Origin of the sequence: Janthinobacterium sp. (genome assembly GCF_031995485.1) — a bacterium.
Taxonomy (GTDB): Bacteria; Pseudomonadota; Gammaproteobacteria; order Burkholderiales; family Burkholderiaceae_D; genus Janthinobacterium.
In genome coordinates this window covers 1-22,958 of the sequence record NZ_DAMAGB010000053.1, presented here as the reverse complement: position 1 = coordinate 22,958, position 22,958 = coordinate 1, and the positions used below count along the sequence as shown (strand labels likewise).

17 protein-coding genes and 1 pseudogene are annotated in these 22,958 nt (G+C 63.5%); 14 read left to right on the top strand and 4 right to left on the bottom strand.

Going from position 1 to position 22,958, the window contains the following annotated elements:
- The coding region (locus tag RTQ46_RS23240) for a hypothetical protein (protein ID WP_312439964.1) at positions 1–352 on the bottom strand (352 nt) is incomplete at its 3' end.
- Between the two features lie 149 nt (positions 353–501).
- On the opposite strand from RTQ46_RS23240, the gene aceE reads away from it, so the two are divergent.
- From aceE to lpdA, 3 genes are all read left to right on the top strand, one after another.
- Positions 502–3,198 carry a pyruvate dehydrogenase (acetyl-transferring), homodimeric type gene (aceE, locus tag RTQ46_RS23235; protein ID WP_312439963.1) on the top strand — a complete coding sequence of 899 codons (2,697 nt, stop codon included), beginning with the start codon at positions 502–504 and terminating at the stop codon, positions 3,196–3,198.
- Positions 3,199–3,291: 93 nt separating this feature from the next.
- Entirely contained in the window at positions 3,292–4,968 is a 1,677-nt protein-coding gene (gene aceF, locus RTQ46_RS23230; protein ID WP_312439962.1) for a dihydrolipoyllysine-residue acetyltransferase, read from the top strand.
- 9 nt (positions 4,969–4,977) lie between these two features.
- Positions 4,978–6,777, top strand: a complete 1,800-nt coding sequence (gene lpdA, locus RTQ46_RS23225) for a dihydrolipoyl dehydrogenase (protein WP_312439961.1) — start codon at positions 4,978–4,980, stop codon at positions 6,775–6,777.
- A gap of 157 nt (positions 6,778–6,934) precedes the next feature.
- Here lpdA and RTQ46_RS23220 read toward each other — a convergent pair whose 3' ends face one another.
- Positions 6,935–7,591 (bottom strand): hypothetical protein, encoded by a 657-nt coding sequence (locus tag RTQ46_RS23220; RefSeq protein WP_312439960.1) that lies wholly within the window; start codon positions 7,589–7,591, stop codon positions 6,935–6,937.
- Between the two features lie 218 nt (positions 7,592–7,809).
- Here RTQ46_RS23220 and RTQ46_RS23215 point away from each other — a divergent pair, with 218 nt between their 5' ends.
- Positions 7,810–8,982, top strand: a complete 1,173-nt coding sequence (locus RTQ46_RS23215; protein ID WP_312439959.1) for a hypothetical protein — start codon at positions 7,810–7,812, stop codon at positions 8,980–8,982.
- 5 nt (positions 8,983–8,987) lie between these two features.
- Here the strand turns inward: RTQ46_RS23215 and RTQ46_RS23210 are convergent, their stop codons facing one another.
- Positions 8,988–9,701 (bottom strand): TetR/AcrR family transcriptional regulator, encoded by a 714-nt coding sequence (locus RTQ46_RS23210; protein WP_312439958.1) that lies wholly within the window; start codon positions 9,699–9,701, stop codon positions 8,988–8,990.
- A gap of 136 nt (positions 9,702–9,837) precedes the next feature.
- On the opposite strand from RTQ46_RS23210, the gene RTQ46_RS23205 reads away from it, so the two are divergent.
- The 3 genes from RTQ46_RS23205 to RTQ46_RS23195 are packed head-to-tail and all read left to right on the top strand — an operon-like array spanning position 9,838 to position 14,151.
- Complete coding sequence (locus tag RTQ46_RS23205; RefSeq protein ID WP_312439957.1) at positions 9,838–11,037, top strand: HlyD family secretion protein; 1,200 nt, start codon at positions 9,838–9,840, stop codon at positions 11,035–11,037.
- 6 nt (positions 11,038–11,043) lie between these two features.
- Positions 11,044–12,642 carry a DHA2 family efflux MFS transporter permease subunit gene (locus RTQ46_RS23200; RefSeq protein WP_312439956.1) on the top strand — a complete coding sequence of 533 codons (1,599 nt, stop codon included), beginning with the start codon at positions 11,044–11,046 and terminating at the stop codon, positions 12,640–12,642.
- Between the two features lie 45 nt (positions 12,643–12,687).
- Complete coding sequence (locus RTQ46_RS23195) at positions 12,688–14,151, top strand: efflux transporter outer membrane subunit (RefSeq protein ID WP_312439955.1); 1,464 nt, start codon at positions 12,688–12,690, stop codon at positions 14,149–14,151.
- A gap of 23 nt (positions 14,152–14,174) precedes the next feature.
- Here RTQ46_RS23195 and RTQ46_RS23190 read toward each other — a convergent pair whose 3' ends face one another.
- Positions 14,175–15,080, bottom strand: coding sequence for a LysR family transcriptional regulator (locus tag RTQ46_RS23190; RefSeq protein ID WP_312439954.1), 906 nt, complete (start codon positions 15,078–15,080; stop codon positions 14,175–14,177).
- Between the two features lie 110 nt (positions 15,081–15,190).
- Between RTQ46_RS23190 and RTQ46_RS23185 the strand changes: the two genes are divergently transcribed.
- From RTQ46_RS23185 to RTQ46_RS23155, 7 genes and pseudogenes are all read left to right on the top strand, one after another.
- Positions 15,191–15,790: a short chain dehydrogenase gene (locus RTQ46_RS23185; protein ID WP_312439953.1), complete on the top strand. Its 600-nt coding sequence runs from the start codon at positions 15,191–15,193 to the stop codon at positions 15,788–15,790.
- Positions 15,791–15,932: 142 nt separating this feature from the next.
- Entirely contained in the window at positions 15,933–17,645 is a 1,713-nt protein-coding gene (locus RTQ46_RS23180) for a methyl-accepting chemotaxis protein (protein ID WP_312439952.1), read from the top strand.
- Between the two features lie 105 nt (positions 17,646–17,750).
- On the top strand, positions 17,751–19,484 hold the full coding sequence (locus RTQ46_RS23175; RefSeq protein ID WP_312439951.1) for a dipeptidyl-peptidase 3 family protein: 1,734 nt from the start codon (positions 17,751–17,753) through the stop codon (positions 19,482–19,484).
- A gap of 177 nt (positions 19,485–19,661) precedes the next feature.
- Positions 19,662–20,309 carry a hypothetical protein gene (locus RTQ46_RS23170; RefSeq protein ID WP_312439950.1) on the top strand — a complete coding sequence of 216 codons (648 nt, stop codon included), beginning with the start codon at positions 19,662–19,664 and terminating at the stop codon, positions 20,307–20,309.
- Between the two features lie 111 nt (positions 20,310–20,420).
- On the top strand, positions 20,421–21,152 hold the full coding sequence (locus RTQ46_RS23165; RefSeq protein ID WP_312439949.1) for a BON domain-containing protein: 732 nt from the start codon (positions 20,421–20,423) through the stop codon (positions 21,150–21,152).
- Positions 21,153–21,372: 220 nt separating this feature from the next.
- On the top strand, positions 21,373–22,683 hold the full coding sequence (locus RTQ46_RS23160; protein ID WP_312439948.1) for an MFS transporter: 1,311 nt from the start codon (positions 21,373–21,375) through the stop codon (positions 22,681–22,683).
- Between the two features lie 57 nt (positions 22,684–22,740).
- Positions 22,741–22,958, top strand: a pseudogene (locus RTQ46_RS23155) (IS1595 family transposase); the annotation flags it as partial.

Here is a 22,958-nt window from a genome sequence, read left to right as displayed (position 1 = left end):
GAGACGCGGGCCCGAGAAAATGCCGATGGCGGCGTTGCAGCTCCTTGCCGTACTGGCGTACTGTCTGCGTCGCTGCGCCTTGCCCTCGGCATTTTTCACGCCCGAACAGCGGGCCGGAGACGCGGGCCCGAGAAAATGCCGATGGCGGCGTTGCAGCTCCTTGCCGTACTGACGTACTGTCTGCGTCGCTGCGCCTTGCCCTCGACATTTTTCGGGCCCGCTTGGCCCGAAACGCCTGGGCGGGCGACTGGGGCGTTAATGCATTTGCTGCCGTTTTTGGTACTTTGATCATGTTAATTTCTAACCGGAATTTGCGGCAGTGCAGCATATTCTCCGAGGAGAATTTCACCATATGAAATGATATATCGTAATTTGAAAAATACAAAATACACTGTTAGAATCCCCACACTTATCGACCTTAATAGTAAATAATCAGCGAAATACCGTCCGACAGCGATCCGGAAAATCGGCGTGGGGCGCTCACAAAAGGAGACTCAACAGATGTCAGATCAACTGAACCAGGTAACGACACAGATCGGCGCCGACCCGGACATGCAGGAAACCAAGGAGTGGCTGGACGCGCTCGAAGCCGTACTGGAGAATGAAGGTCCGGAACGCGCGCATTACCTGATGGAACGCCTGGTCGACCTGGCCCGCCGCCGCGGCGCCCAGATTCCTTTCTCCAGCACCACCGCCTACGTCAACACCATTCCCACCAAACAAGAAGCACACTGCCCCGGCAACCTCGAATACGAAGAGCGCCTGCGCTCGTGGATGCGCTGGAACGCCATGGCGATGGTGGTCAAGGCCAACCGCGCCGACGGCGACCTCGGCGGCCACCTGTCCTCGTTTGCCTCGCTGGCCAACATGCTGGGCATCGGCTTCAACCATTTCTGGCACGCGCCAACCGCCGACCATGGCGGCGACCTGCTGTACATCCAGGGCCACTCCTCGCCGGGCGTCTACGCGCGCGCGTTCCTGGAAGGCCGCCTGTCGGAAGAGCAGATGCTGAACTTCCGCAAGGAAGTCGACGGCAAGGGCCTGTCCTCGTATCCGCATCCGAAACTGATGCCTGACTTCTGGCAGTTCCCGACCGTGTCGATGGGCCTGGGCCCGCACATGGCGATCTACCAGGCGCGCTTCCTGAAATACCTGCACGCACGCGGCATCGCCAAGACCGACAACCGCAAGGTGTGGGCATTCTGCGGCGACGGCGAGATGGACGAGCCAGAGTCCTTGGGCGCGATCGGCCTGGCCGCACGCGACATGCTCGACAACCTGGTCATCGTAGTCAACTGCAACCTGCAGCGCCTCGACGGCCCGGTACGCGGCAACACCAAGATCATCCAGGAACTGGAAGGCGAATTCCGTGGCGCCGGCTGGAACGTGGTCAAGGTCATCTGGGGTCCGGGCTGGGACGCCCTGCTGGCGCAAGACAAAGAGGGCATCCTGCAGCGCGTGATGATGGAAACCGTCGACGGCGAATACCAGAACTACAAGGCCAACGACGGCGCCTTCGTGCGCAAGCACTTCTTCGGCAAGCATCCGAAGCTGCTGGAAATGGTTGCCAACATGAGCGACGACGACATCTGGCGCCTGACCCGCGGCGGCCACGATCCGCACAAGATCTACGCAGCCTTCAAGATCGCCCAGGAACACAAGGGCCAGCCGACCGTCCTCCTGGTAAAAACCATCAAGGGCTACGGCATGGGCAAGTCCGGCGAAGCGCGCAACACGGCGCACCAGACCAAGAAACTGGACGACGAGGCGATCCGCGAAATGCGCGACCGTTTCTCGCTGCCTATCCCTGACGACAAGCTGGCCGATATTCCATTCTTCAAGCCGGCCGACGATGCGCCGGAAATGGTCTACCTGCACGAGCGCCGCAAGGCCCTCGGCGGCTACCTGCCGCAGCGCCGCCAGAAAGCGGAAGAGACCCTGCCGGTGCCGGCACTGGACACGTTCAAGAACGTGCTCGACGCCACCCCTGAAGGCCGTGAAATCTCGACCACGCAAGCGTTCGTGCGCGTCATTTCCACGCTGCTGAAAGACCCGGCGCTGGGCCAGCGCGTGGTGCCTATCCTGGTCGATGAATCGCGTACCTTCGGCATGGAAGGCCTGTTCCGCCAGATCGGCATCTACAATCCGAAAGGCCAGCTGTACGAGCCGGTCGACAAGGACCAGGTGATGTACTACCGCGAAGACAAGGCCGGCCAGATCCTGCAAGAGGGCATCAACGAAGCGGGCGGCATGAGCTCGTGGATCGCCGCGGCGACGTCGTACTCGACCAACGACCGCATCATGATCCCGTTCTACACCTTCTACTCGATGTTCGGCTTCCAGCGCATCGGCGACCAGGTGTGGGCATCGGCCGACATGCGCGCCCGTGGCTTCCTGATGGGCGGCACCGCCGGCCGCACCACGCTGAACGGCGAAGGCCTGCAGCACGAAGATGGCCACAGCCATATCTTCGCCGCCACCATCCCGACCTGCATGCCGTACGATCCGACCTTCAGCCATGAAGTCGCCGTCATCATCCAGGACGGCCTGCGCCGCATGATCGCCAACCAGGAAGATGTGTTCTACTACATCACGATCATGAACGAGAACTACGCCCAGCCAGGCCTCAAACCGGGCCAGGAAGAAGGCATCCTGAAAGGCATGTACAAGCTGCAGGAAGGCAGCGCGGACGCCAAGCTGCGCGTGCAGCTGATCGGTTGCGGCACCATCCTGCGCGAATCGATCTTCGCCGCCGAATTGTTGCAGAACGACTGGGGCGTGGCCGCGGACGTCTGGTCGGCGCCGTCGCTGACGCTGGTGGCCCGCGATGGCCAGGATGCCGAACGCTGGAACATGGTCAACCCGTCGAAAGAGCAGCGCGTGCCGTACGTGACGTCGCTGTTGCAAGACACCGACGGCCCGATCGTCGCCACGACCGACTACATGCGCGCCTTTGCGGAACAGATCCGCGCCTTCATGCCGAAAGACCGCACCTACAAGGTGCTGGGCACCGATGGCTTTGGCCGCTCGGACAGCCGCGCCAAGCTGCGCGAGTTCTTCGAAGTGAACCGTTATTATGTCACCGTGGCCGCGCTGAAATCGCTGGCTGACGAAGGCAAGATCGACGTGTCGGTGGTGGAGCAGGCGATCGCCAAGTACGGCATCGACGCCAACAAACCGAATCCGGTGACCCAGTAATCGTTAAGGGATCCGATCACGCCAGGGCAGTGCGCAAGCGCCGCCCTGGCGTGTCTGCGGGTCCATCTGACAAATAAAATAACGGAGCAAGCTATGAGCATTGTGGAAGTCAAAGTCCCGGATATCGGCGATTTCAAGGAAGTCGAGATTATCGAATTGATGGTCAAGCCAGGCGACACGGTCAAGGTCGACCAGTCCCTGATCACGGTCGAATCGGACAAGGCCAGCATGGAAATTCCATCGAGCCATGCCGGTGTTGTCAAGGAAATCAAAGTCAATGTCGGCGACAAGATCGCCGAAGGTTCGCTGGTACTGCTGCTGGAAGTGGCCGATGATGCGTCGGCCCCCGCGCCTGCCGCTGCTGCACCGGCTGCTGCGCCTGCACCGGCCGCCGAAGCCGCGCCGGCCGCTGCGCCTGCCGCTGCCGCACCTGCCGCCGCCGGCGGCCTGGTCGAAGTGACCGTGCCCGATATCGGCGACTTCAAGGAAGTCGAAGTCATCGAGCTGATGGTCAAGGTCGGCGACACCATCGCCGTCGAACAGTCCTTGCTGACGGTCGAATCGGACAAGGCCAGCATGGAGATTCCATCGAGCCATGCCGGCGTCGTCAAGGAATTGAAAGTCAAGGTCGGCGACAAGGTTGCCAAGGGCAGCCTGGTGCTGGTGGTGGAAACCACCGGTGGCGCTGCCGCTCCTGCCGCAGCTGCCGCTGCTGCTCCAGCCGCCGCACCGGCGCAAGCTGCCGCGGCCCCGGCCGCCGCCACCGCTTCGGCGCCGGCGCCGGCTGCTGCTCCGGCCGCCGCCGCTCCTGCCGTCAACGGCAAGCTGGCGCACGCCTCGCCGTCGATCCGCAAGTTCGCGCGCGAACTGGGCGTGGAACTGGGCCTGGTTGGCGGTTCCGGTCCGAAAGGCCGCATCACCCAGGAAGACGTGCAGAATTTCGTCAAGGGCGTGATGTCGGGCGCGGTGGCTTCGCCTGGCGCTGCCAGTGCGCCGGTTGCCGCCAAGAGCGGTTCGGGCGTGGGCCTGGATCTGCTGCCATGGCCGTCGCTGGACTTCAGCAAATTCGGCGCCACCGAACTGCTGCCGCTGTCGCGCATCAAGAAAATCTCGGGCCCGAACCTGCACCGCAACTGGGTCATGATCCCGCACGTCACGCAGTTCGACGAAGCGGACGTGACCGACTTGGAAGCGTTCCGCGTCGATACCAACGCGGCCAACGCGAAGAACAAGGATGCGGCCAAGCTGACCATGCTGGCATTCGTCATCAAGGCCTCGGTTGCGGCACTGAAGAAATTCCCGGCATTCAATGCATCGCTGGACGCCAAGGGCGAAAACCTGATCCTCAAGCAGTACTACAACATCGGCTTTGCGGCCGACACGCCGAACGGCCTGGTGGTACCGGTGATCAAGGGCGCCGACCAGAAATCGGTCACGCAGATCGCGAAAGAGATGACGGAACTGTCGCTGCAGGCACGCGAAGGCAAGCTGAAACCGGCCGACATGCAGGGCGCCAGCTTTACCATTTCGTCGCTGGGCGGCATCGGCGGCACGCATTTCACGCCGATCGTCAATGCGCCGGAAGTGGCCATCCTGGGCCTGTCGAAAGCCTCGATCAAGCCGGTTTGGGACGGCAAGGCCTTCCAGCCACGCCTGATGATGGGCACCTCGCTGTCGTACGACCACCGCGTGGTCGACGGCGCGATGGGCGCGCGATTCTCGGTGTACCTCGGCGAAGTGCTGGCCGACATGCGCAAAATTCTGCTGTAAGGAGCGACTATGAGCACAGTAGAGGTAAAAGTACCGAATATCGGCGACTTCAAGGAAGTCGAAGTCATCGAAGTGATGGTCAAGGTGGGCGATACCATCAAGGTGGATCAGTCTTTGATCACCGTCGAATCCGACAAGGCCAGCATGGAGATCCCTTCGACCCACGCCGGCGTGGTCAAGGAAATCAGCGTGAAAGTCGGCGACAAGATCGCCGAAGGCAGCGCGCTGCTGGTGGTGGAAGCGGCTGAAGGCGCGGCTGCGCCGGCGGCGGCACCTGCGCCTGCCGCTGCTGCTGCACCAGCGGCTGCTCCGGCAGCGGCGCCTGCCGCCGCACCGGCTGCGCCAGCCGCTGCCGCCATCCCGGCCGGCAGCTACACGGGCCAGGTCGACATCACCGTCGACATGATGGTGCTGGGCGGCGGTCCTGGCGGCTATTCGGCAGCGTTCCGCGCGGCCGACCTGGGCCTCACCACGGCCATCGTCGAGCGTTATGCGACCTTGGGTGGCGTGTGCCTGAACGTCGGCTGCATCCCGTCGAAAGCGCTGCTGCACCTGGCGTCCGTGATCGATGAAACGGCCACCATGTCGAAGCATGGCGTGACCTTTGCCGCGCCCAAAGTCGATATCGACGAAGTGCGCAAGTACAAGGAAAGCGTGATCGCCAACATGACCGGCGGCCTGGCCGGCATGGCCAAGGCGCGCAAGACGCAAGTGGTCACCGGCCTGGGCCAGTTCCTGTCCGCCAACCATATCGAAGTCACGGCTGCTGACGGCACGAAAAAAGTGGTGCAGTTCAAGCAGGCCATCATCGCTGCCGGCTCGTCGGTGGTGAAACTGCCGTTCGTGCCGGAAGATCCGCGCATCGTCGATTCGACCGGTGCACTGGAACTGCGCCAGATCCCGAAACGCATGCTGGTCATCGGCGGCGGCATTATCGGCCTGGAAATGGCTACCGTGTATTCGACCTTCGGTGCACGCATCGACGTGGTCGAGATGATGGATGGCCTGATGCAGGGTGCCGACCGCGATGCGGTCAAGGTATGGCAGAAGTTCAACGAAAAACGCTTCGACAACATCATGACCAAGACCAAAACGGTCGCGGTGGAAGCGCTGCCGGAAGGCATCAAGGTCACGTTCGAAGCGGCCGAAGCCGGTGCCACCGCGCCGGCGCCGCAGGTCTACGACCTGGTGCTGGTGGCCGTGGGCCGCAGCCCGAACGGCAAGAAGATCGCCGCCGACAAGGCCGGCGTGAACGTCACCGACCGCGGCTTCATCGAAGTTGACAGCCAGATGCGCACCAACGTGCCGAACATCTTCGCCATCGGCGACCTGGTGGGCCAGCCGATGCTGGCGCACAAGGCCGTGCACGAAGCCCACGTGGCGGCGGAAGCGGCGGCAGGCCAGAAGTCGCACTTCGACGTCAAGGTGATTCCATCGGTCGCCTACACGGATCCGGAGGTGGCATGGGCCGGCGTCACCGAAGACGAAGCCAAAGCCAAGGGCATCAAGGTCGAGAAGGGCCACTTCCCGTGGGCCGCTTCGGGCCGCGCCGTGGCCAACGGCCGCGCCGAAGGCTTCACCAAGCTGCTGTTCGATGCTGAAACCCACCGCATCATCGGCGGCACCATCGTCGGCACGCATGCGGGCGACATGATCGGCGAAATCGCGCTGGCCATCGAAATGGGCTGCGACGGCACCGACATCGGCAAGACCATCCATCCTCACCCGACCCTGGGCGAATCGATCGGCATGGCAGCCGAAGTCTACGAAGGCGTGTGCACGGACTTGCCGCCACCGCGCAAGCGTTGATGGCGAAGCCGTAAAATAAAAAACCCCGCAAGCGATTGCGGGGTTTTTTTATGTGCGGCGTCATCCGACAACACCCGTAACTTGTCGGATTACGCGCTTGCGCGCTAATCCGACCTACGCCCATCTGTTCGCGAAGATGCCGGCGCCACCACTGGCATCAAACGATGCGGGATTTTTTATCGTCGTCCGAACGCGTTTCGCGCAGCGATGCCGATGCCGAGCCGACAAACAGGATGAGATAGGCGTTCATCTCCAGCACTTCTTCCATGAAGGCTGAAATCGGTTCCGGTACCGACGTGAATTTCTGCTTGTCGAACGGCCAGCCGGACGCCATCAGCACGGCCGCGCACAGGGCGGTAATGATCACGGGCGTGGCCAGCAGCGCGCGGCGCTGCGCCCAGATCTGGCGGATGCGGGTGGCGAACACCACCAGGTAGACCACCCACAGGCTCCAGCCGATGGCGCGCACGGTATGCTCGGTCCAGGCCCAGACATGCTGGCCGGGCGCGTCGAATTCGCGGATTTCCAGTTCGCGCAGCAGGAAGGAATACATCAGCAGCGACAGGCCCGCGTGCAGCATGAAGCCCACGCTTTTCTTGTCGAGTTTGCTGGCGCGCCAGCCATGCACGAGGCAGGCGGCCAGCAGGGCCAGCGCCTGCAGGTTTTCCATGAAATGGTTTTCATCGGCGAAGTGCGGATCGACGTAGCGAAAGACCAGCCAGCACGCAGCCGACAGGACGGCGAGGACTGCCAGCAGCACGGTCACGCTGCGGCCAGGACGGCTGGCCGGAATTCCGATGGAGGAGAGTTGCATTATGTTTGTCGGCAATATTGGAGAGCCAGCAACTATACACGCGATCACGCTTGCACAGATACCGGCAGTGAAAATTGGAGAGTATTGCTCTAAAGAAAAAATGGCACAATGGATCCTGATAACAGTGTTTTGTTCCTGCTTGACCACCGTCGTGTGTTTTCCCCATCAACGTTGCTACTCTTGGTCAAGCCTGGCTGTACTGAAAAGGTTTTGCAACAATGAAAAAATTTACCGCCCTCCATCTTGCCGACGTGCGCCTGCGCCGCGGCGATGAGCAAGCCCAGGCGCCCGTGCTGCATGCGCTGTTCGGCGACGTGGCTGCCTTGCGCGATGCGGGCAAGCAGATCGATGCGATTTTCTTTACGGGCGAACTGGTGGCGCTCGATGCCTGTGCCGGCACCACGCCCGTGTATGTGTACGAGTACTTCCTGCGTCCGCTGCTGCAGGCCGCCAGCCTGCCGGGCGCGCGCTTTTACCTGGTGCCGGGCGTGCGTGCAAAGGGCGTCAAGCCGATGGCTGCAGGCCAGGGCGGGTTCAGCTTTTTTTCCACCGGTGAAGAGGCGGGGGCGCAGCAGCGTGCCTTGTACAAGAATATCCACGCCGTTTTCCATGGCAACGGCCACACGGGCGACAGCAGTTCGCTGATGAAGGCGCTGGGCATTCTGTTTAGGAGCAGCCCCGGCAGCCTGTACGGCGGCCCGGCACTGCGCGCGGCCTATGCGCTGCTCGAATATGATGCCGAGGTGCCTGCCACGCAGTGGACGGTGGCGCTGCGCGAATTCGAGGAAGCACGCAGGACGTTTGCGCTGTCCGTGCTGTACACGCCAAATGGCCAGGATACGGCCGCCCGCGACGCCGAATATGTGTTCGCCACGCTGCTGCCGCAGCTGGCAGCCGAGAGCGGCTATCTGGAGGGTTTGCTGGGCCGGCGCGCGCCGTCCCGTATGGGCATGCCGGATGCCTCGCTGGCGGCACCGGTGGCAGCGCGCGAGTTCCTGATCGAACTGGCGTTCGAGCTGTTCGAGGCCAAGACCCTGTTCTTGCAGCACAGTGAGCTCGACCGTTTTGCCAGCGACTATTGCGCCGTCAAGGGCTGGGATGTCTCGGCGCAGCAATGGCTGGCGCCCCTGTATGCGAAGGGCTTGCTGTTGCAACTGGAGGGCCAGGTGGTCTTTGCGTTTGATTATTTCCGCACCTATTTTCTGGCGCAGCGCTTTGAAACCTCGTTCGGCCTGATGCCTTACGGCCCCGAACGGCGCGAGGGCGCAGCGCCCGCACTGCGCCTGGGTGGCGCATCGGCTGCGCGGCCCTTCCTCAACGGCCTCGGCGTTGCTTCGGAGCCGCTGCTGGTGCACGCCGAGCCGCAGGCGGACTGCAGCCGCCCGGCCTGAGTTGCTTAGCGGGGATCCTGCAAGGTAGCGCGCAGGAACAGGTCGAGCCGCACTTCCACCAGCTTGCGCAGCTGCGCCACGCTCGGCTGTTCGGTCGGCGCAAACAGCAGGCGCGACATCTGGTCGCCCATCAGGCAACTGAGCAGGTGCATCGACAATTGCTCGGGCGTCAGCGCGGCGCGGAACAGCGGCGCGATATCGGGCCGGCTGAAAAAGCGCTTGAGCATGTCGCGCGTCTGGCCCGGCCCCACCTTGTAAAACGATTCCGCCAGCTCCGGATGGGTAGCCGCTTCGGCGATCACCATGCGGTTCAGGCGGATCGCTGCCGGCATCGTCACCAGCTGCGAGAACAGCAGGGCAAATTCGGCCAGGATCACCGGCAGCGGACGCATGTCCGTTTCCAGCGCCGGCATGGTGGCAAAATATGCCGCGCGTTTCTGTTCCACCACCGCATTGAACAAGCCCGACTTGCCGCCAAACTTCACATAGATGGTGCGCACGGCCACATGGGCTTCGCGCGCAATCATCTCCAGGCTGACCTTGCCATATCCCTTGTCCAGAAACAGGCAGCCTGCCGTATGCAGCAGGTTTTCCGCGCGCGCCTCCATGTCGGCGGCGCGGGGCCGGCCGGCGGATTTGCCGCAGCAGCTCATTTCGCTGGCGCCATGGTCGGCGTGTGGTTCGTTGGGCAAGGTGTCGCTGAGGCCTGGCTCGGACATGGTCTGGGTCTCGTGGAGGGTAAGTAATGACTGACACTGTAGTGCAAATTAAAATGAAATGCAATCGTTTCATTTCTTGACAAGCGGATTTGTTTGTCCAATAATGAACCTATATCATTTCATTTTGGAGCGCAGCATGCCCACCCCGTCCAGTTCCGCCGAGCAAACCGGCGTCCCACCAGCAGGCCCCGTGGCCGCACGCATCGCTCCCGCGCCGGCTGCCGCCCCCGCCGCGCCGAACCACCGCGTCAAGATCATTGCCGGCCTGATCGTGCTGGTCGCCCTCGGCGCCGGCGCGCGCATGTGGTACCGCAGCCACTATTTCGTCGAAACGGAAAACGCCTACGTGGCCGGCCACGTGCACCCGGTATCGGCCCGCATTGCCGGCGTGGTGACCAAGGTCTTTATCGACGACAACCAGATGGTGAAAGAGGGCGACGTGATCGCCGAACTCGATCCGTTCGACCAGCGCGTGAAAACCGAGCAGATCGCCGCGCAGATCGCCAGCGCCGAACAGCAGGTGCTGCAGGCCGACGCGCAGATCGCGCAAGTGCAGGCCCAGGCCAGCGCCGCCCAGGCCCAGGTGGCCCAGGCCGACGCCCAGCTGCTGCGCACCAGGCAGGACGCCGAGCGTTTCGGCCAGCTGTATACGAGCCAGATGAAAGCCGTGTCGAAAGCGGAACTCGATGCCGCCAATGCGGCCCGCTCCGGCGCCGTGGCCGACCTGGCCGCCCGCAAGGACAGCGCGGCAGCCGCCAAGGCCCAGATCGGCGCGGCGCAAGCTGCGCGCGACGTCGCCAAGGCGCAGGTCGCCGTGCTGCGCGTGCAACTGAAGGACGCCGAGCAGCAGCTGCAATACAACCAGATCCTCGCGCCCGTCGCCGGCCGCATCGGCAAGCGCAATGTGGAAACCGGCATGCGCGTGCAGCCGGGCCAGCAGCTGACGGCCATCGTGCAGGATAACGTGTGGGTCACCGCCAACTTCAAGGAAACCCAGCTGGCCGACCTGCATCGCGGCCAGAGCGTGCACGTGAGCATCGACGCCATGCCGGGCAAGAAACTGGTCGGCACCGTCGACAGCTTCGCGCCAGCCTCGGGCGCCCAGTTCGCGCTGCTGCCGGCCGATAACGCCACCGGCAACTTCACCAAGATCGTGCAGCGCGTGCCGGTGAAAATCGTGTTCCAGCCGAAAGATATCGCCGCCATGAACGGCCGCCTGGTGCCGGGCATGTCGGTGATCGCCGAAGTGGAAATCAACCAGCCTGATACTGAACAAGGTGCGCGCCACGCCGCCGCGCCGGCTACCGCTGCTCCTGCACAAAACGCCGCCCGCTAACCTGTCATGAGCAGCCCTTCCACCACGCTGGCGAAACCGCCGGCCTTTCCCGTGCTCGACGATAAAGTCTCGGCGCGCACCTGGCTGGCGGTCGCCGCCGGCATGCTGGGCGCCTTCATGGCGGTACTCGACATCCAGATCACCAACTCGTCGCTGAAGGACATCCTGGGCTCGCTGTCCGCCACCCAGGAAGAGGGTTCGTGGATTTCCACCGCCTATTTGGTGGCCGAAATCATCGTCATCCCGCTGACCGCGCTGCTGGCGCGCGTGTTCAGCCTGCGCGGCTACATGATCGGCACCACCTCGTTCTTCCTGCTGTTCTCGACCCTGTGCGGCACCGCCTGGAACCTGGAAAGCATGATCGTGTTCCGCATGCTGCAGGGGTTCACGGGCGGCGCCCTGATCCCGATGGCATTCACGCTGGTGATGCTCAAGCTGCCGCCGTCGAAGCGCGCCACCGGCATGGCCATTTTCGGCCTGACCGCCACGCTGGCGCCGGCCATGGGCCCGACCCTGGGCGGCTATCTGTCCGAGCTGTATGGCTGGCCGTCGATCTTCTATATCAACTGGGTGCCGGGCGTGCTGCTGATCGTCGGCATGATCTATGGCCTGGACCGCGAACCGGCCAACCTGAAACTGTTCTGGAAGGCCGACTGGCTGGGCATTTTTTTCATGGCGCTGGGCCTGGGCTGCCTGACGATTTTCCTGGAAGAGGGCAATTCGAAAGACTGGTTCGATTCGGCCTTCATCATCACCTTTGCCGCGCTGGCGATCACGGGCCTGTTGGGCTGGGTCGTGACCAGCGCCACGCGCGCCGAGCCGTTCGTCAACCTGGCGCTGTACGGCCAGCGCAACTTCCTGGTCGCCACCCTGCTGTCGGCCGTGACGGGCATGGGCCTGTACGGTTCGGCCTTCCTGCTGCCGCTGTTCCTGGGCCAGATCGCCGGCTATTCGCCGATGCAGATCGGCGAAGTCATCATGTGGGTGGGCCTGCCGCAGCTGTTCATCATGCCGTTCGTCGCCAAGCTGTCGTCGATGGTGGACAACCGCATCCTGTGTTCGTTCGGCCTGCTGCTGTTTGGCGGCTCCTGCCTGATGAATGCCTATATGGATGCCTCGACCGGCTACGACCAGCTGCTGTGGTCGCAGGTGGTGCGCGCGCTGGGCCAGCCTTTCGTGATGCTGACCCTGTCGAATTTCGCCATGAAGGGCATCGCGCCGAAAGACATGGCGTCCGCATCGAGCCTGTTCAACATGACGCGCAACCTGGGCGGCTCGATCGGTATCGCGCTGCTGGCAACAGCCCTGAGCACCCGCGAGCACTTCCATTCGCAGCGTCTGGGCGAATCGATCAATGCGTTTTCCAGCGCCACCCAGCTGCGCATCGACCAGCTGACGTCGTCGTTCATGGCCAAGGGCTACGACGCGGTCACGGCCGGCAACCAGGCCCTGCAGGCGATCGACGGCATCGTGCGCCGCGAAGCGTATGTGATGGCCTATAACGACGGCTTCTTCCTGGTCGGCGCGATCCTGATCGGCTGCATCGTGCCGCTGTGGCTGGCCGACAAACTCAAAGCCCCCGGTGGCGGTGGCGGCGGTCACTAAGCTCATTGCCTGCTCCGCCCACTCAAGAACAAGAAGGTATACATCATGAACACAGTTATGACCAAACTCGCCGCAGCCGCCTCGCTGGCCGTGCTGCTGGCCGCCTGCGGCACCGTGGGCCAGGATTTCAAGGCGCCCGCCAATCTGGCCGGCATCGACACGGCCACCTTCCGCCACGGCGCGGGCAGCGCGGACGCCGCGCAACTGCCGGCCGAATGGTGGAGCGTGTTCGGCGACGACACCCTGAACCGGCTGGAGCAAGCGGCACTGCGCGACAACCCAAGCGTGAAAGCGGCCGGCGAACGCCTGCTGCAGGCGCTGGCGCAAAGCGGCACGGCGCGCGCCAACCAGGGCTTGAACGTGAACCTCAGCACGGGAATTTCGAACTCGCGCACCTCGGCCAATACCTCGCAGGGCCTGGCGTTGGGCAATCGCTCGATCAGCGGCAACAATTTTTCGGTCGGCGGTTCGCTGTCGTATGAAATCGATCTGCTGGGCCGCGTGAAACGCATGGTCGAAGCGGCCGACGCGCAGGTACTGGCCTCGCAGGCCGACCGCGACGGCGTGCTGCTGATGCTGTCGGCGCAAGTGGCCAGCAACTACTGGCAGCTGCGCGGCCTGGACGCGGAAATGACGATCCTGAACGGCGCGCTGGACACCCGCCGCGAATCGCTGCAACTGGTCGACGCGCGTTTCAACGCGGGCCTGACCAATGAGCTGGACCTGGCGCGCGCCAGGGTCGAACTGCAGAACGCGCAGGCCGACCTGCATGAGGTGAAGCGCCAGCGCAACCAGCTGGAAAACAGCCTGGCGACGCTGACGGGCAAACCGCCATCGGCGCTGCAGATGCCGGCCGCCACCGACGCCGCCGCGCTGCCGCAGCCGCCAGCGATTCCCGTCGGCCTGCCGGCCAGCCTGCTGGCGCACCGTCCGGACCTGGTGTCCAGCGTGGCGAATCTGCGCGCGGCCAATGCGCAAGTGGGCGTGGCCGAAGGCGCGTTCTATCCATCGCTGCAACTGACGGGCAACTTCGGCTTTGCCTCGGAAAAGCTGCGCGACCTGGCAGAGGGCGGTTCGCGCCAGTTCAGCGTGGGCCCGCTGGCCCTGTCGCTGCCGATCTTTGACGGTGGCCGCAACCAGGCCAACCTCGATTTGTCGAAAGCGCGCTATGGCGAGGCGCTGGCGAACCATGAAACGAAGCTCCTGACGGCGCTGCGCGAAGTGGAAGACGCCTTGTCGGATGTGGAGCAGCGCCAGCTGCAAGGCGACGCCCAGGCCCTGTCGCAGGAAGCGGCGGCGCGCGCCTACCTGGTGGCGCGCACGCGCTACGAGCGCGGCGTGTCGACCTACCTCGACGTGACCGACGCCCAGCGCAGTTCGCTGGCCGCCGACCGCGCCGCCGTGCAGATCAAGACCCAGCGCCTGCTGGCGACGGTGGCCGTGGCCCGCACACTGGGCGCGGGCTGGCAGCCGCAGGGCGAGCTGGCGAAGGTCGCCGCGGCGCAGTAAGTTCCTCGTGCAGTAGTCCTCGATTACGTGAGCGTGGCCGGTGGCGGTGTCGCCGCCGGCCCGTAGCGTTGCAGGATGCATTCGATCAACGTCGTCAGTTTCGGCGTCGGCTGGCGGTCGCGCGCATACAGCAGGTGCATGGGGCGCGGCGCCGGCACGTAATCTGTCAATATCGGCAGCAGCCGGCCGGCCGCGATATCGCCGGCCATCAAAATCTCCGCCTGCATCACGATGCCGAAACCGTGCAGTGCCGCCACGCGCAGCGCCTGGCCATTGTTCGAGCGGAAGCGGCTCTCCTCATTTGTACCTTCCTTGCCATTGAGCCTCCAGCGCAGATGGCGCCCCCACTGCATGAAGTCCAGGCATTCGTGCCGCGCCAGGTCGTCCGGCGTCTGTGGCACGCCATGTTTTTCCAGGTAGGCGGGCGCCGCGCAGATCACCATCGCATACGGCCGCAAGGGTCGCGCCACCATGCCCGAATCATCCAGCTTGCCGATGCGGATCGCCGCGTCAAATCCTTCTTCCACCAGGTCCACCAGCCGGTCGTTCAGGTTCAGGTCCAGGCTGACCTCGGGATGGGCGTCGAGGTAATCGGCCAGCAGCGGCGCCAGGCATTCGCTGCCGAACGAGACGGGCGCCGTGATCTTCAGCTTGCCGCGCGGCGCCGCGCGCATGGCTTCGGCGCCCGTTTCCGCCGCCCTGACCTGAGCCAGGATCTGCCGGCACTGCTCCAGGTACTGGGCGCCGATTTCCGTCAGGTGCTGGCGCCGCGTGGTGCGCACCAGCAGCTTCGCGCCCAGCCGGTCTTCCAGATAGCCGATATGCTTGCCCACCATCACGGGCGACATGCGAAACAGTGCGGCGGCGGCGGTCAGGCTGCCCTGGTCCGCCACGGCCACGAACACCTCCATGCTGCGCAGTGTATCCATCTGTCGATTGCAAACCTGTGGTTAGTAATGATGTAAATGGTAGCGTATTTATCGCCCCTGAACGGCGGCGCATACTGGACTCATCATCACTCATCAGACAGGAGCACCTTATGAAAATCGTACTGATCGGCGCCAGCGGCACCATCGGCAAGGCGGTCGCGGCGCAACTTTCGCCACGCCACGAGCTTGTCGAAGTAGGCAGCCGCAGCGGCGCGCAGCAGGCCGACATGGGCGATATCGCCCAGGTGCGCACGCTGTTCGAGCGCATCGGCAAGGTCGATGCGGTGATCGTGGCGGCAGGTAAGCTGCATTTCGGCCCGCTGGCGGACTTTACACCCGAACAATTCCAGATCGGGCTGGGCAGCAAGCTGATGGGCCAGGTCAATGTCGCGCTGGTGGCGCAGCACTACCTGACCGACAGTGGCTCGATCACCCTGACCAGCGGCATCGTGGCCGAGCAGCCGATCCGCTTTGGCGCGGCGGCCAGCATGACCAATGCGGCAGTAGAGGGTTTTGTGCGCGGCGCCGCCATCGAACTGCCGCGCGGCCTGCGCATCAATGTGATCAGCCCGACCGTGCTGGAGGAGTCGCTGGACGCATATGGATCATTTTTCCCGGGCTTCGAGCCAGCCAGCGCCAGCCGCGTGGCGCTGGCCTACAGCCGCAGCGTGGAGGGCGCGCAGACGGGACAGGTGTACCGCGTCTGGTAGCGTTGTCGAGATAAAACGACGTCTTTTGATCGACCGCAGGCAGGCTTGCGCCATTCATGATAAATTAACTTTTATTTCCAAATGTCAACATCATGGGGATGGCGAGTTTGGTTACTTTTTATGAATGAATGGATGGACGGCTATGCAAAGCACTAAAATCAGCACGCGGCTCTACACGGGATTCGGCCTGGTGCTGTTGCTGTTGATCATCGTTACCGCACTCGGCATCAACCGGGTGCAGAAGATTGACGCCATCCTCACCAGTATCAGCGACGTCAACAACGTCAAGCAGCGCCATGCCATCAATTTCCGCGGCAGCGTGCATGACCGCGCGATCGCGCTGCGCGACGTGGTGCTGGCGTCTGACGCCGCTGCGGCCAAGCCGGAAATCGCGCGCATCGAAACGCTGGCCGCCAATTATGCGCAGGCCGCCACGCCGCTGGACCAGATCCTCGGCAACGGCAAGGATGTGACCGATGCGGAACGCACGGCGCTGGCCGCCATCAAGGCCAGCGAAGCGGCAGCCCAGCCGATTATCGCCAAGGTGATTCAATTGCGCCTGGCCGATGACGTGCCAGGCGCCACCGCCTTGCTGCAGCAGCAGGGCGCGGCCGCCTTCACGGGCTGGCTGGCGTCCGTCAACCAGCTGATCGACCTGGAAGAAAAGATGAGCCGCGAGCAGGCCGACAGCGCCAGCAACGTGGCGCGCAGCTTTTTCTTCTTCATGGTGGTGCTGTGCCTGGGCGCGATCGCCATCGGCATGGTGGCCGCCTGGCGCATCAGCCATGGCTTGCTGCGCCAGCTCGGCGGCGAGCCGGACTATGCGGCCGCCATCGCCGGTGAAATCGCGGCCGGCAACCTGGCCGTCAATATTGCCATCCAGCCCAATGACCGCAGCAGCCTGCTGCATGCCATGCGCGGCATGCGCGACAGCCTGGTAGCCATCGTCAGCCAGGTGCGCGCCGGCACGCAGACCATCGCCACCAATTCGCGCGAAATCGCGGCCGGCAACCTGGACCTGTCGAACCGCACCGAGCAGCAGGCCGGTTCGATCGAGGAAACCGCCACTTCGATGGAACAGCTGACGGGCACCGTCAAGCAGAACGCCGAGCATGCGATCGAGGCGAATGAACTGGCGCTGTCCGCTTCCGGCGTGGCCGTGAAGGGCGGCGCCGTGGTGGCGCAGGTGGTGCAGACCATGGCCGCCATCAACGACTCGTCGAAAAAGATTGTCGATATTATCGGCGTGATCGACGGCATCGCCTTCCAGACCAATATCCTGGCCTTGAATGCGGCGGTGGAAGCGGCGCGCGCGGGTGAGCAGGGCCGCGGCTTTGCGGTGGTTGCCACCGAGGTGCGCAGCCTGGCGCAACGCTCCAGCCAGGCCGCAAAGGAAATCAAGTCGCTGATCGACGATTCGGTCGAGCGCGTCGATACGGGTGCGCGCCTGGTCGATGAAGCAGGCGCGACCATGCAGGACATCGTCGACAGCGTCAAGCGCGTGACCGACATCATGGGCGAAATCAGCATCGCCACGCGCGAGCAGTCGTCGGGCATCGAACAGGTGAACCAGGCGATCGGCATGATGGACCAGGTGGTGCAGCAGAATGCGGCGCTGGTGGAAGAGTCGGCTTCGGCTGCCGCCTCGCTGGAAGAGCAGGCCAGCGGGCTGTCGCAGGTGGTCAGCATCTTCAAGCTCGATGAGGCGCAGCTGCCGCCTGCCGCTCCTGTGCCCGTAGCGCCGGTGCGCAAGGCCGTGGCTGCTGCCAAGCCTGTCGCCAAAGCGCCAGCCAAGCCGGCACCAAAAAAGCTGGCCCGCGCCACCCCGGCCGACGAAGCCTGGGAAGAATTTTAAGCGCCGCCTGGATTACAATCGAGGCCTGAGCAAGAAAGCGGCCGCGCCTTGACAGCGCGGCCGCTTTTTTTCCTGAGTCCGTCCATGTTTGCTATTCGAGGTTCCATGAAAAAGATATTGATGCCCCTGCTGATGGCCGTTGCCGTCGGCAATGCCTGCGCCGCAGCCGCCCCTGCGCCTGCCACCGCGCCTGCCAATGTAGAACAACTGGCCGCCATGAGTGCGCGCTACGCGCCGGTCGACCTGACGGCCGACACCAGCCATCTGTCCGCCGGCGACCGCCAGGCAATTGCCAAGCTGGTTGAAGCGGCCAAGCTGGTCGACGTGCTGCAGCTGCGCCAGCGCTGGTCCGGCAATGAAGCGCTGTGGGCGGCGCTGAAGAAAGACAAGTCCAAACTGGGCCAGGCGCGCCTGAACTACTTCTGGATCAACAAGGGTCCGTGGTCGGTGCTCGATGGCCACGCGTCCTTCATGCCGCCAAGCTATGCCGGCATCGCGATTCCCGCGCACAAGCCGCCAGCAGGTAACTTCTATCCGCAGGGCGCCACCAAGGCCACGCTGGAAAGCTGGATGAACGGCTTGCCGGCGGACGACAAGCAGCAGGCGCAGTGGTTCTTCACCACCATCCGTGCCGGCAAGGATGGCAAATACGCCACCGTCAAGTATTCGGAAGAATACAAGGCCGAACTGAGCAAGCTGGCGACACTGCTGGACGAAGCGGCGGCCGCCACCGACAACGCCTCGCTGAAAAAATTCCTCACCTTGCGCGCCAGGGCCTTCCTCGACAACGATTATCTGCAGTCCGACTTTGCGTGGATGGATCTCGATTCGCCGGTCGATATCACCATCGGACCATACGAGACGTATAACGACGAGCTGTTCGGCTACAAGGCCGCGTTCGAGGCGTATGTGAATATCCGCGACCAGGCCGAAACCCAGAAGCTGAACTTCTTCGCCCAGCACATGCAGGAACTCGAAGACAATCTGCCGCTGGACGCCCGGTACCGCAATCCGAAGGTCGGTGCGCTGGCGCCGATGGTGGTGGTCAATCAGGTGTATGGCGCCGGCGACGGCAACATGGCGGTGCAGACGGCGGCCTACAACCTGCCGAACGACGAGCGCATCATCAGCGCGCGCGGCTCGAAGCGCGTGATGCTGAAAAACGTGCAGGAGGCCAAGTTCAAGGCCACCCTGACGCCGATCTCGAAACTGGTCCTGACACCGGAAGCGCAGCAGGACGTCGACTTCAATTCCTTCTTCACGCATATCCTCGCGCATGAAATCATGCACGGCCTGGGCCCGCATGCGACCAAGGTCGACGGCAAGGCTTCCACGCCGCGCCAGGACCTGAAAGAAGCGTACTCGACCATCGAGGAAGCCAAGGCCGATATCACCGGCCTGTTTGCGCTGCGCTACATGATGGACAAGGGGCAACTGGACGGCACGCTGGGGCAGGGCGAACTGGCCCAGCGCAAGCTGTATAACACGTTCCTCGCGTCGGGCTTTCGCACCCTGCATTTCGGCCTGACCGATTCGCATGCGCGCGGCATGGCGATCCAGATGAACTACATCCTCGACAAGGGCGGTTTTGTGTCGCTGGGCGACGGCAGGTTCGGCGTGGATTTCGGCAAGATCAAGCAGGCCGTGATCGACCTGGACCGCGAATTTCTGACCATCGAGGCGACCGGCGATTATGCGCGCGCGCAAGCCCTGATGACCAAATACGTGGTGATCCGCCCTGAGGTGCAGGTGGCGCTCGACAAGATGAAAGCCGTGCCCAACGATATCCGCCCGGATTTCGTCACGGCGCGCGCGCTGGATCGGCAGGCGAAAAAATAAACAGTTTTTGAGCCAACTGTTAGCGCTTCACAAAGCCGGCCACAGCGCCGGCTTTTTTGCGTGGTTTTTTTCGCGGAAGTTGCCAATTTTGCCTTGTGGAAAGTTTTTTCTGTCTTACTCTGCAGTGTCAATCTCCCACCGTTGATGACCGTGCTGCCCATGTTGAAACTGCTTCCCTTGTTGAGTCTGCTACTGTCTCTCCCCGCCGTCGCCGCCCCTGCTTTAAGTGTGCTGGAAACACGCTGGCTGAAGGCGGGCGCTCCCGTCATCGCCTACGCGCGCACACAGGGTTTGCCGCTCGATATCGTGGTGCAGCCGCAGGATGCGCCGGGCGCCGTGCCGCTGGCGCTCGGTTTTGAAGGCGGGCGCTGCAAGCTGGTGCTGTCGATGCGCGGCAATGCGCAGGCCGAGACGGTGCTGCAGGGCGTGCCGGCCGACCGCCATGGCTTGATGATCGAAGCGATGACGGCGCACGAGATCGGCCACTGCCAGCGCTATGCGCAGGGCGACTGGCATGCGCTGCCGATGGGTTTTGTCGAGCGCGCAGGCAAGCCGCAGGCACAGCAGATGCTGGAAACGCGGCGCGAGGAAGGCTATGCGGACCTGGTGGCGCTGGCATGGATGCATGCGCGCCACAGCGACGACTACCAGGAAGTGCTGGCCTGGATGGGGGCGGTACGCGGTGCGCAGGGCGGAGCGGGCGGCTCTCACGATACCCGGGCCTGGCTGGCGCTGGCCGGCGACGGTACGGTGTTTGAAGGAGCCGCTTCTTCGCCGTTCGAGCAGGCCGGCCTGCTATGGCGCCAGGGCCTGAACGGCCGCTGAATCGGGTTCATAGTTGCTCTTCTGGAAGGCGTATCAGCGTGTGCTGTCGCACAGAGACTTGCGCGCAACAGGCGTCTAATCGGTGCATCAACCAAACCGAGAGGAACCATCATGAACAAAATGATCTCATTCGTGCTGGCCGCCAGTGCCAGCGCCCTGCTGGCCGCCGCACCGGCGTACGCTCAGGATACCTCCTACAAAGCCTTGACCGACCAGGCCGCCGCTACCTACAAGCAGGCCAAGGCCGCTTGCGATGCGCAGTCGGGCAATGCGAAGAAAGTCTGCACGGAAGAGGCCAAGGTCGCGCGTGCGAAAGCCGAGTCCGACGCCGTGGCCCAGCACCGCAATACCCCGCGCGAACTGGGCAAGGCCCGCAAGGACGTGGCCAATGCCGAATATGACCTGGCCAAGGCCCAGTGCGGCGATCGCTCGGGCGCCGACAAAACCAGCTGCATGACCGACGCCAAGGCCAAACAGCGCGCCGCCCTGGCTGACGCCAACACGGGCGCCGCCGCCGGCACCAACGTGGCGCAAAATCCGGCGCCCGCCAACCGTGAAAACTGCGACAACCTCGACGCCGGCGACAAGACCGCCTGCATGGCCCGCAATGCGGCCGGCACCACCAAGAATGTGGTAGCCGACACGGTGATCACCACCAAGATCAAGGCCGACCTGGTCAAGGATGACGACCTGAAAGCGATGGACGTACATGTGGAAACGGTCAATGGCGTGGTCATGCTGAGCGGCTTCGTGCCGTCGGAAGCGCAAGTGCAGAAAGCCGCCGAGCTGGCGCGCAGCGTGGAAGGCGTGACGGATGTGAAGAACAGCTTGAAAGTGAAATAACGTCAGTTGAGGTAACCCACGAGCAAAAACTGGGGTCAGTCGCTGCGCGATGGTAATACGTCCCATCAGGACGTATTACCCCCGTCGGGTCTGACTCCAGGTTTCCGCTGCGTTCTGACGGCGCCTGAAGTGGCGCCTTTATTTTGATTGTATAAATTACGATCATCATATATCATGAAATCCACCCGCTATCCGGCGTCCCGTTTTTCATGAGGTCCCTATGCTTTCCCTTCCTGTCTCGCACTGGCTGGCGCGGCGCGGCATCCATTTTGCGTGGGTGATCGTTGCCATTACTTTCCTGACCGCCCTGACTTCCTCGGCCGCGCTGGGCCTGCCCGACGCCCTGCTGCAACCGTTGAGCCGCGAGTTCGGCTGGGATGTCGAGCAGATTTCGTCGGCGCTGGCCGTGCGCTTCGTGCTGTTCGGTCTGATGGGGCCGTTCGCCGCCATCCTGATGGAACGTTTCGGCCTGCGCAATATCATCTGCGTGGCGCTGGGGCTGATTGCTTGCGGCATGCTGCTGGCGACGCGCATGACGCAGTTCTGGCATCTGGTGGCGCTGTGGGGCATCTTGCTGGGCCTGGGGTCCGGCATGACGGCGCTGGTGCTGAGCGCGGTGGTGGCCAACCGCTGGTTCGACACGCACCGCGGGCTGGTGGTGGGCGTGCTGACAGCCAGTTCGGCCACGGGACAACTGCTGTTTTTGCCCATCGGCGCCTGGCTGATCGAACACGTGGGCTGGCGCATGGCCGTACTGCCCGTATTTGCCAGCTGCGCGGTAGTGGCCGTGCTGGCGTTTTTCTGCATGCGCAACCGGCCGCAGGACGTGGGCTTGCGCGCCTACGGCGCCGACCCGGCCGCACCCCTGATCGTCGCGCCTGCCGCGAAAATGACATTTGCCACGCCGTTCCTGATCCTGCGCAGCGTGGCCGGCCACCGTACCTTCTGGATGCTGTTTGCCACCTTCTTTATCTGCGGCCTGTCCACCAACGGCCTGATCCAGACGCACTTCATTTCGCTGTGCGGCGACTCGGGACTGTCCGCCGTGCCGGCCGCGTCCGTGCTGGCCATGATGGGCGCGTTCGACCTGTTCGGCACCATCCTGTCCGGCTGGCTGTCGGACCGCTATGACAACCGCAAGCTGCTGTTCTGGTATTACGGCCTGCGCGGCCTGTCGCTGTTCTGGCTGCCGTATTCGGAATTCACCCTGTACGGGCTGTCGCTGTTCGCCATGTTCTATGGCCTGGACTGGATCGCCACCGTGCCGCCGACCGTCAAGCTGGTGGGCGCCACTTTCGGCAAGGAAAGGGCAGGGATGGTGTTCGGCTGGATCTTTGCCGGCCACCAGCTGGGGGCCGCCGTGGCCGCGTATGGCGCGGGACGCATCCGCACCCTGATGCTGACCTACAACCCGGCCCTGTTCGCCGCCGGTGCCGCCTGCCTGGTGGCGGCGCTGATGGTGCTGGCGATTGCGCGCCAGCGTGCCCTTATGACGGACGTAAAAAAAGGCTATGTCAGCGAAAAAGGTTGAAACATTCTGACATTGCTGGGGTCTAACTGATCAGAAATCTTCTTTCAGGAGACGATCATGCACCCAGCCCAGTGGCATGCCTTCATCGCGCAATTCTCGCAGCTGTCGCAGCGCCAGCGCCGGGACGGCATCGCCCTGTTGCAGGGCGGTGCGGCGCAGGATGCCGCCATCGCCCTGATCGAGCAGACGGCGCAGGCCGGCCTGCATTGCCCGGCCTGCAGCGCCACGCATATCCACCGGCACGGCCATGCCCATGGCTTGCAGCGCTATCGCTG

Bases quoted from the DNA above. Each gene is read 5' to 3' on its own strand.
- aceE (WP_312439963.1), top strand. From the start codon at position 502: ATGTCAGATCAACTGAACCAGGTAACGACACAGATCGGCGCCGACCCG.
- aceF (WP_312439962.1), top strand. From the start codon at position 3,292: ATGAGCATTGTGGAAGTCAAAGTCCCGGATATCGGCGATTTCAAGGAA.
- lpdA (WP_312439961.1), top strand. From the start codon at position 4,978: ATGAGCACAGTAGAGGTAAAAGTACCGAATATCGGCGACTTCAAGGAA.
- RTQ46_RS23220 (WP_312439960.1), bottom strand. From the start codon at position 7,591: ATGCAACTCTCCTCCATCGGAATTCCGGCCAGCCGTCCTGGCCGCAGC.
- RTQ46_RS23215 (WP_312439959.1), top strand. From the start codon at position 7,810: ATGAAAAAATTTACCGCCCTCCATCTTGCCGACGTGCGCCTGCGCCGC.
- RTQ46_RS23210 (WP_312439958.1), bottom strand. From the start codon at position 9,701: ATGTCCGAGCCAGGCCTCAGCGACACCTTGCCCAACGAACCACACGCC.
- RTQ46_RS23205 (WP_312439957.1), top strand. From the start codon at position 9,838: ATGCCCACCCCGTCCAGTTCCGCCGAGCAAACCGGCGTCCCACCAGCA.
- RTQ46_RS23200 (WP_312439956.1), top strand. From the start codon at position 11,044: ATGAGCAGCCCTTCCACCACGCTGGCGAAACCGCCGGCCTTTCCCGTG.
- RTQ46_RS23195 (WP_312439955.1), top strand. From the start codon at position 12,688: ATGAACACAGTTATGACCAAACTCGCCGCAGCCGCCTCGCTGGCCGTG.
- RTQ46_RS23190 (WP_312439954.1), bottom strand. From the start codon at position 15,080: ATGGATACACTGCGCAGCATGGAGGTGTTCGTGGCCGTGGCGGACCAG.
- RTQ46_RS23185 (WP_312439953.1), top strand. From the start codon at position 15,191: ATGAAAATCGTACTGATCGGCGCCAGCGGCACCATCGGCAAGGCGGTC.
- RTQ46_RS23180 (WP_312439952.1), top strand. From the start codon at position 15,933: ATGCAAAGCACTAAAATCAGCACGCGGCTCTACACGGGATTCGGCCTG.
- RTQ46_RS23175 (WP_312439951.1), top strand. From the start codon at position 17,751: ATGAAAAAGATATTGATGCCCCTGCTGATGGCCGTTGCCGTCGGCAAT.
- RTQ46_RS23165 (WP_312439949.1), top strand. From the start codon at position 20,421: ATGAACAAAATGATCTCATTCGTGCTGGCCGCCAGTGCCAGCGCCCTG.
- RTQ46_RS23160 (WP_312439948.1), top strand. From the start codon at position 21,373: ATGCTTTCCCTTCCTGTCTCGCACTGGCTGGCGCGGCGCGGCATCCAT.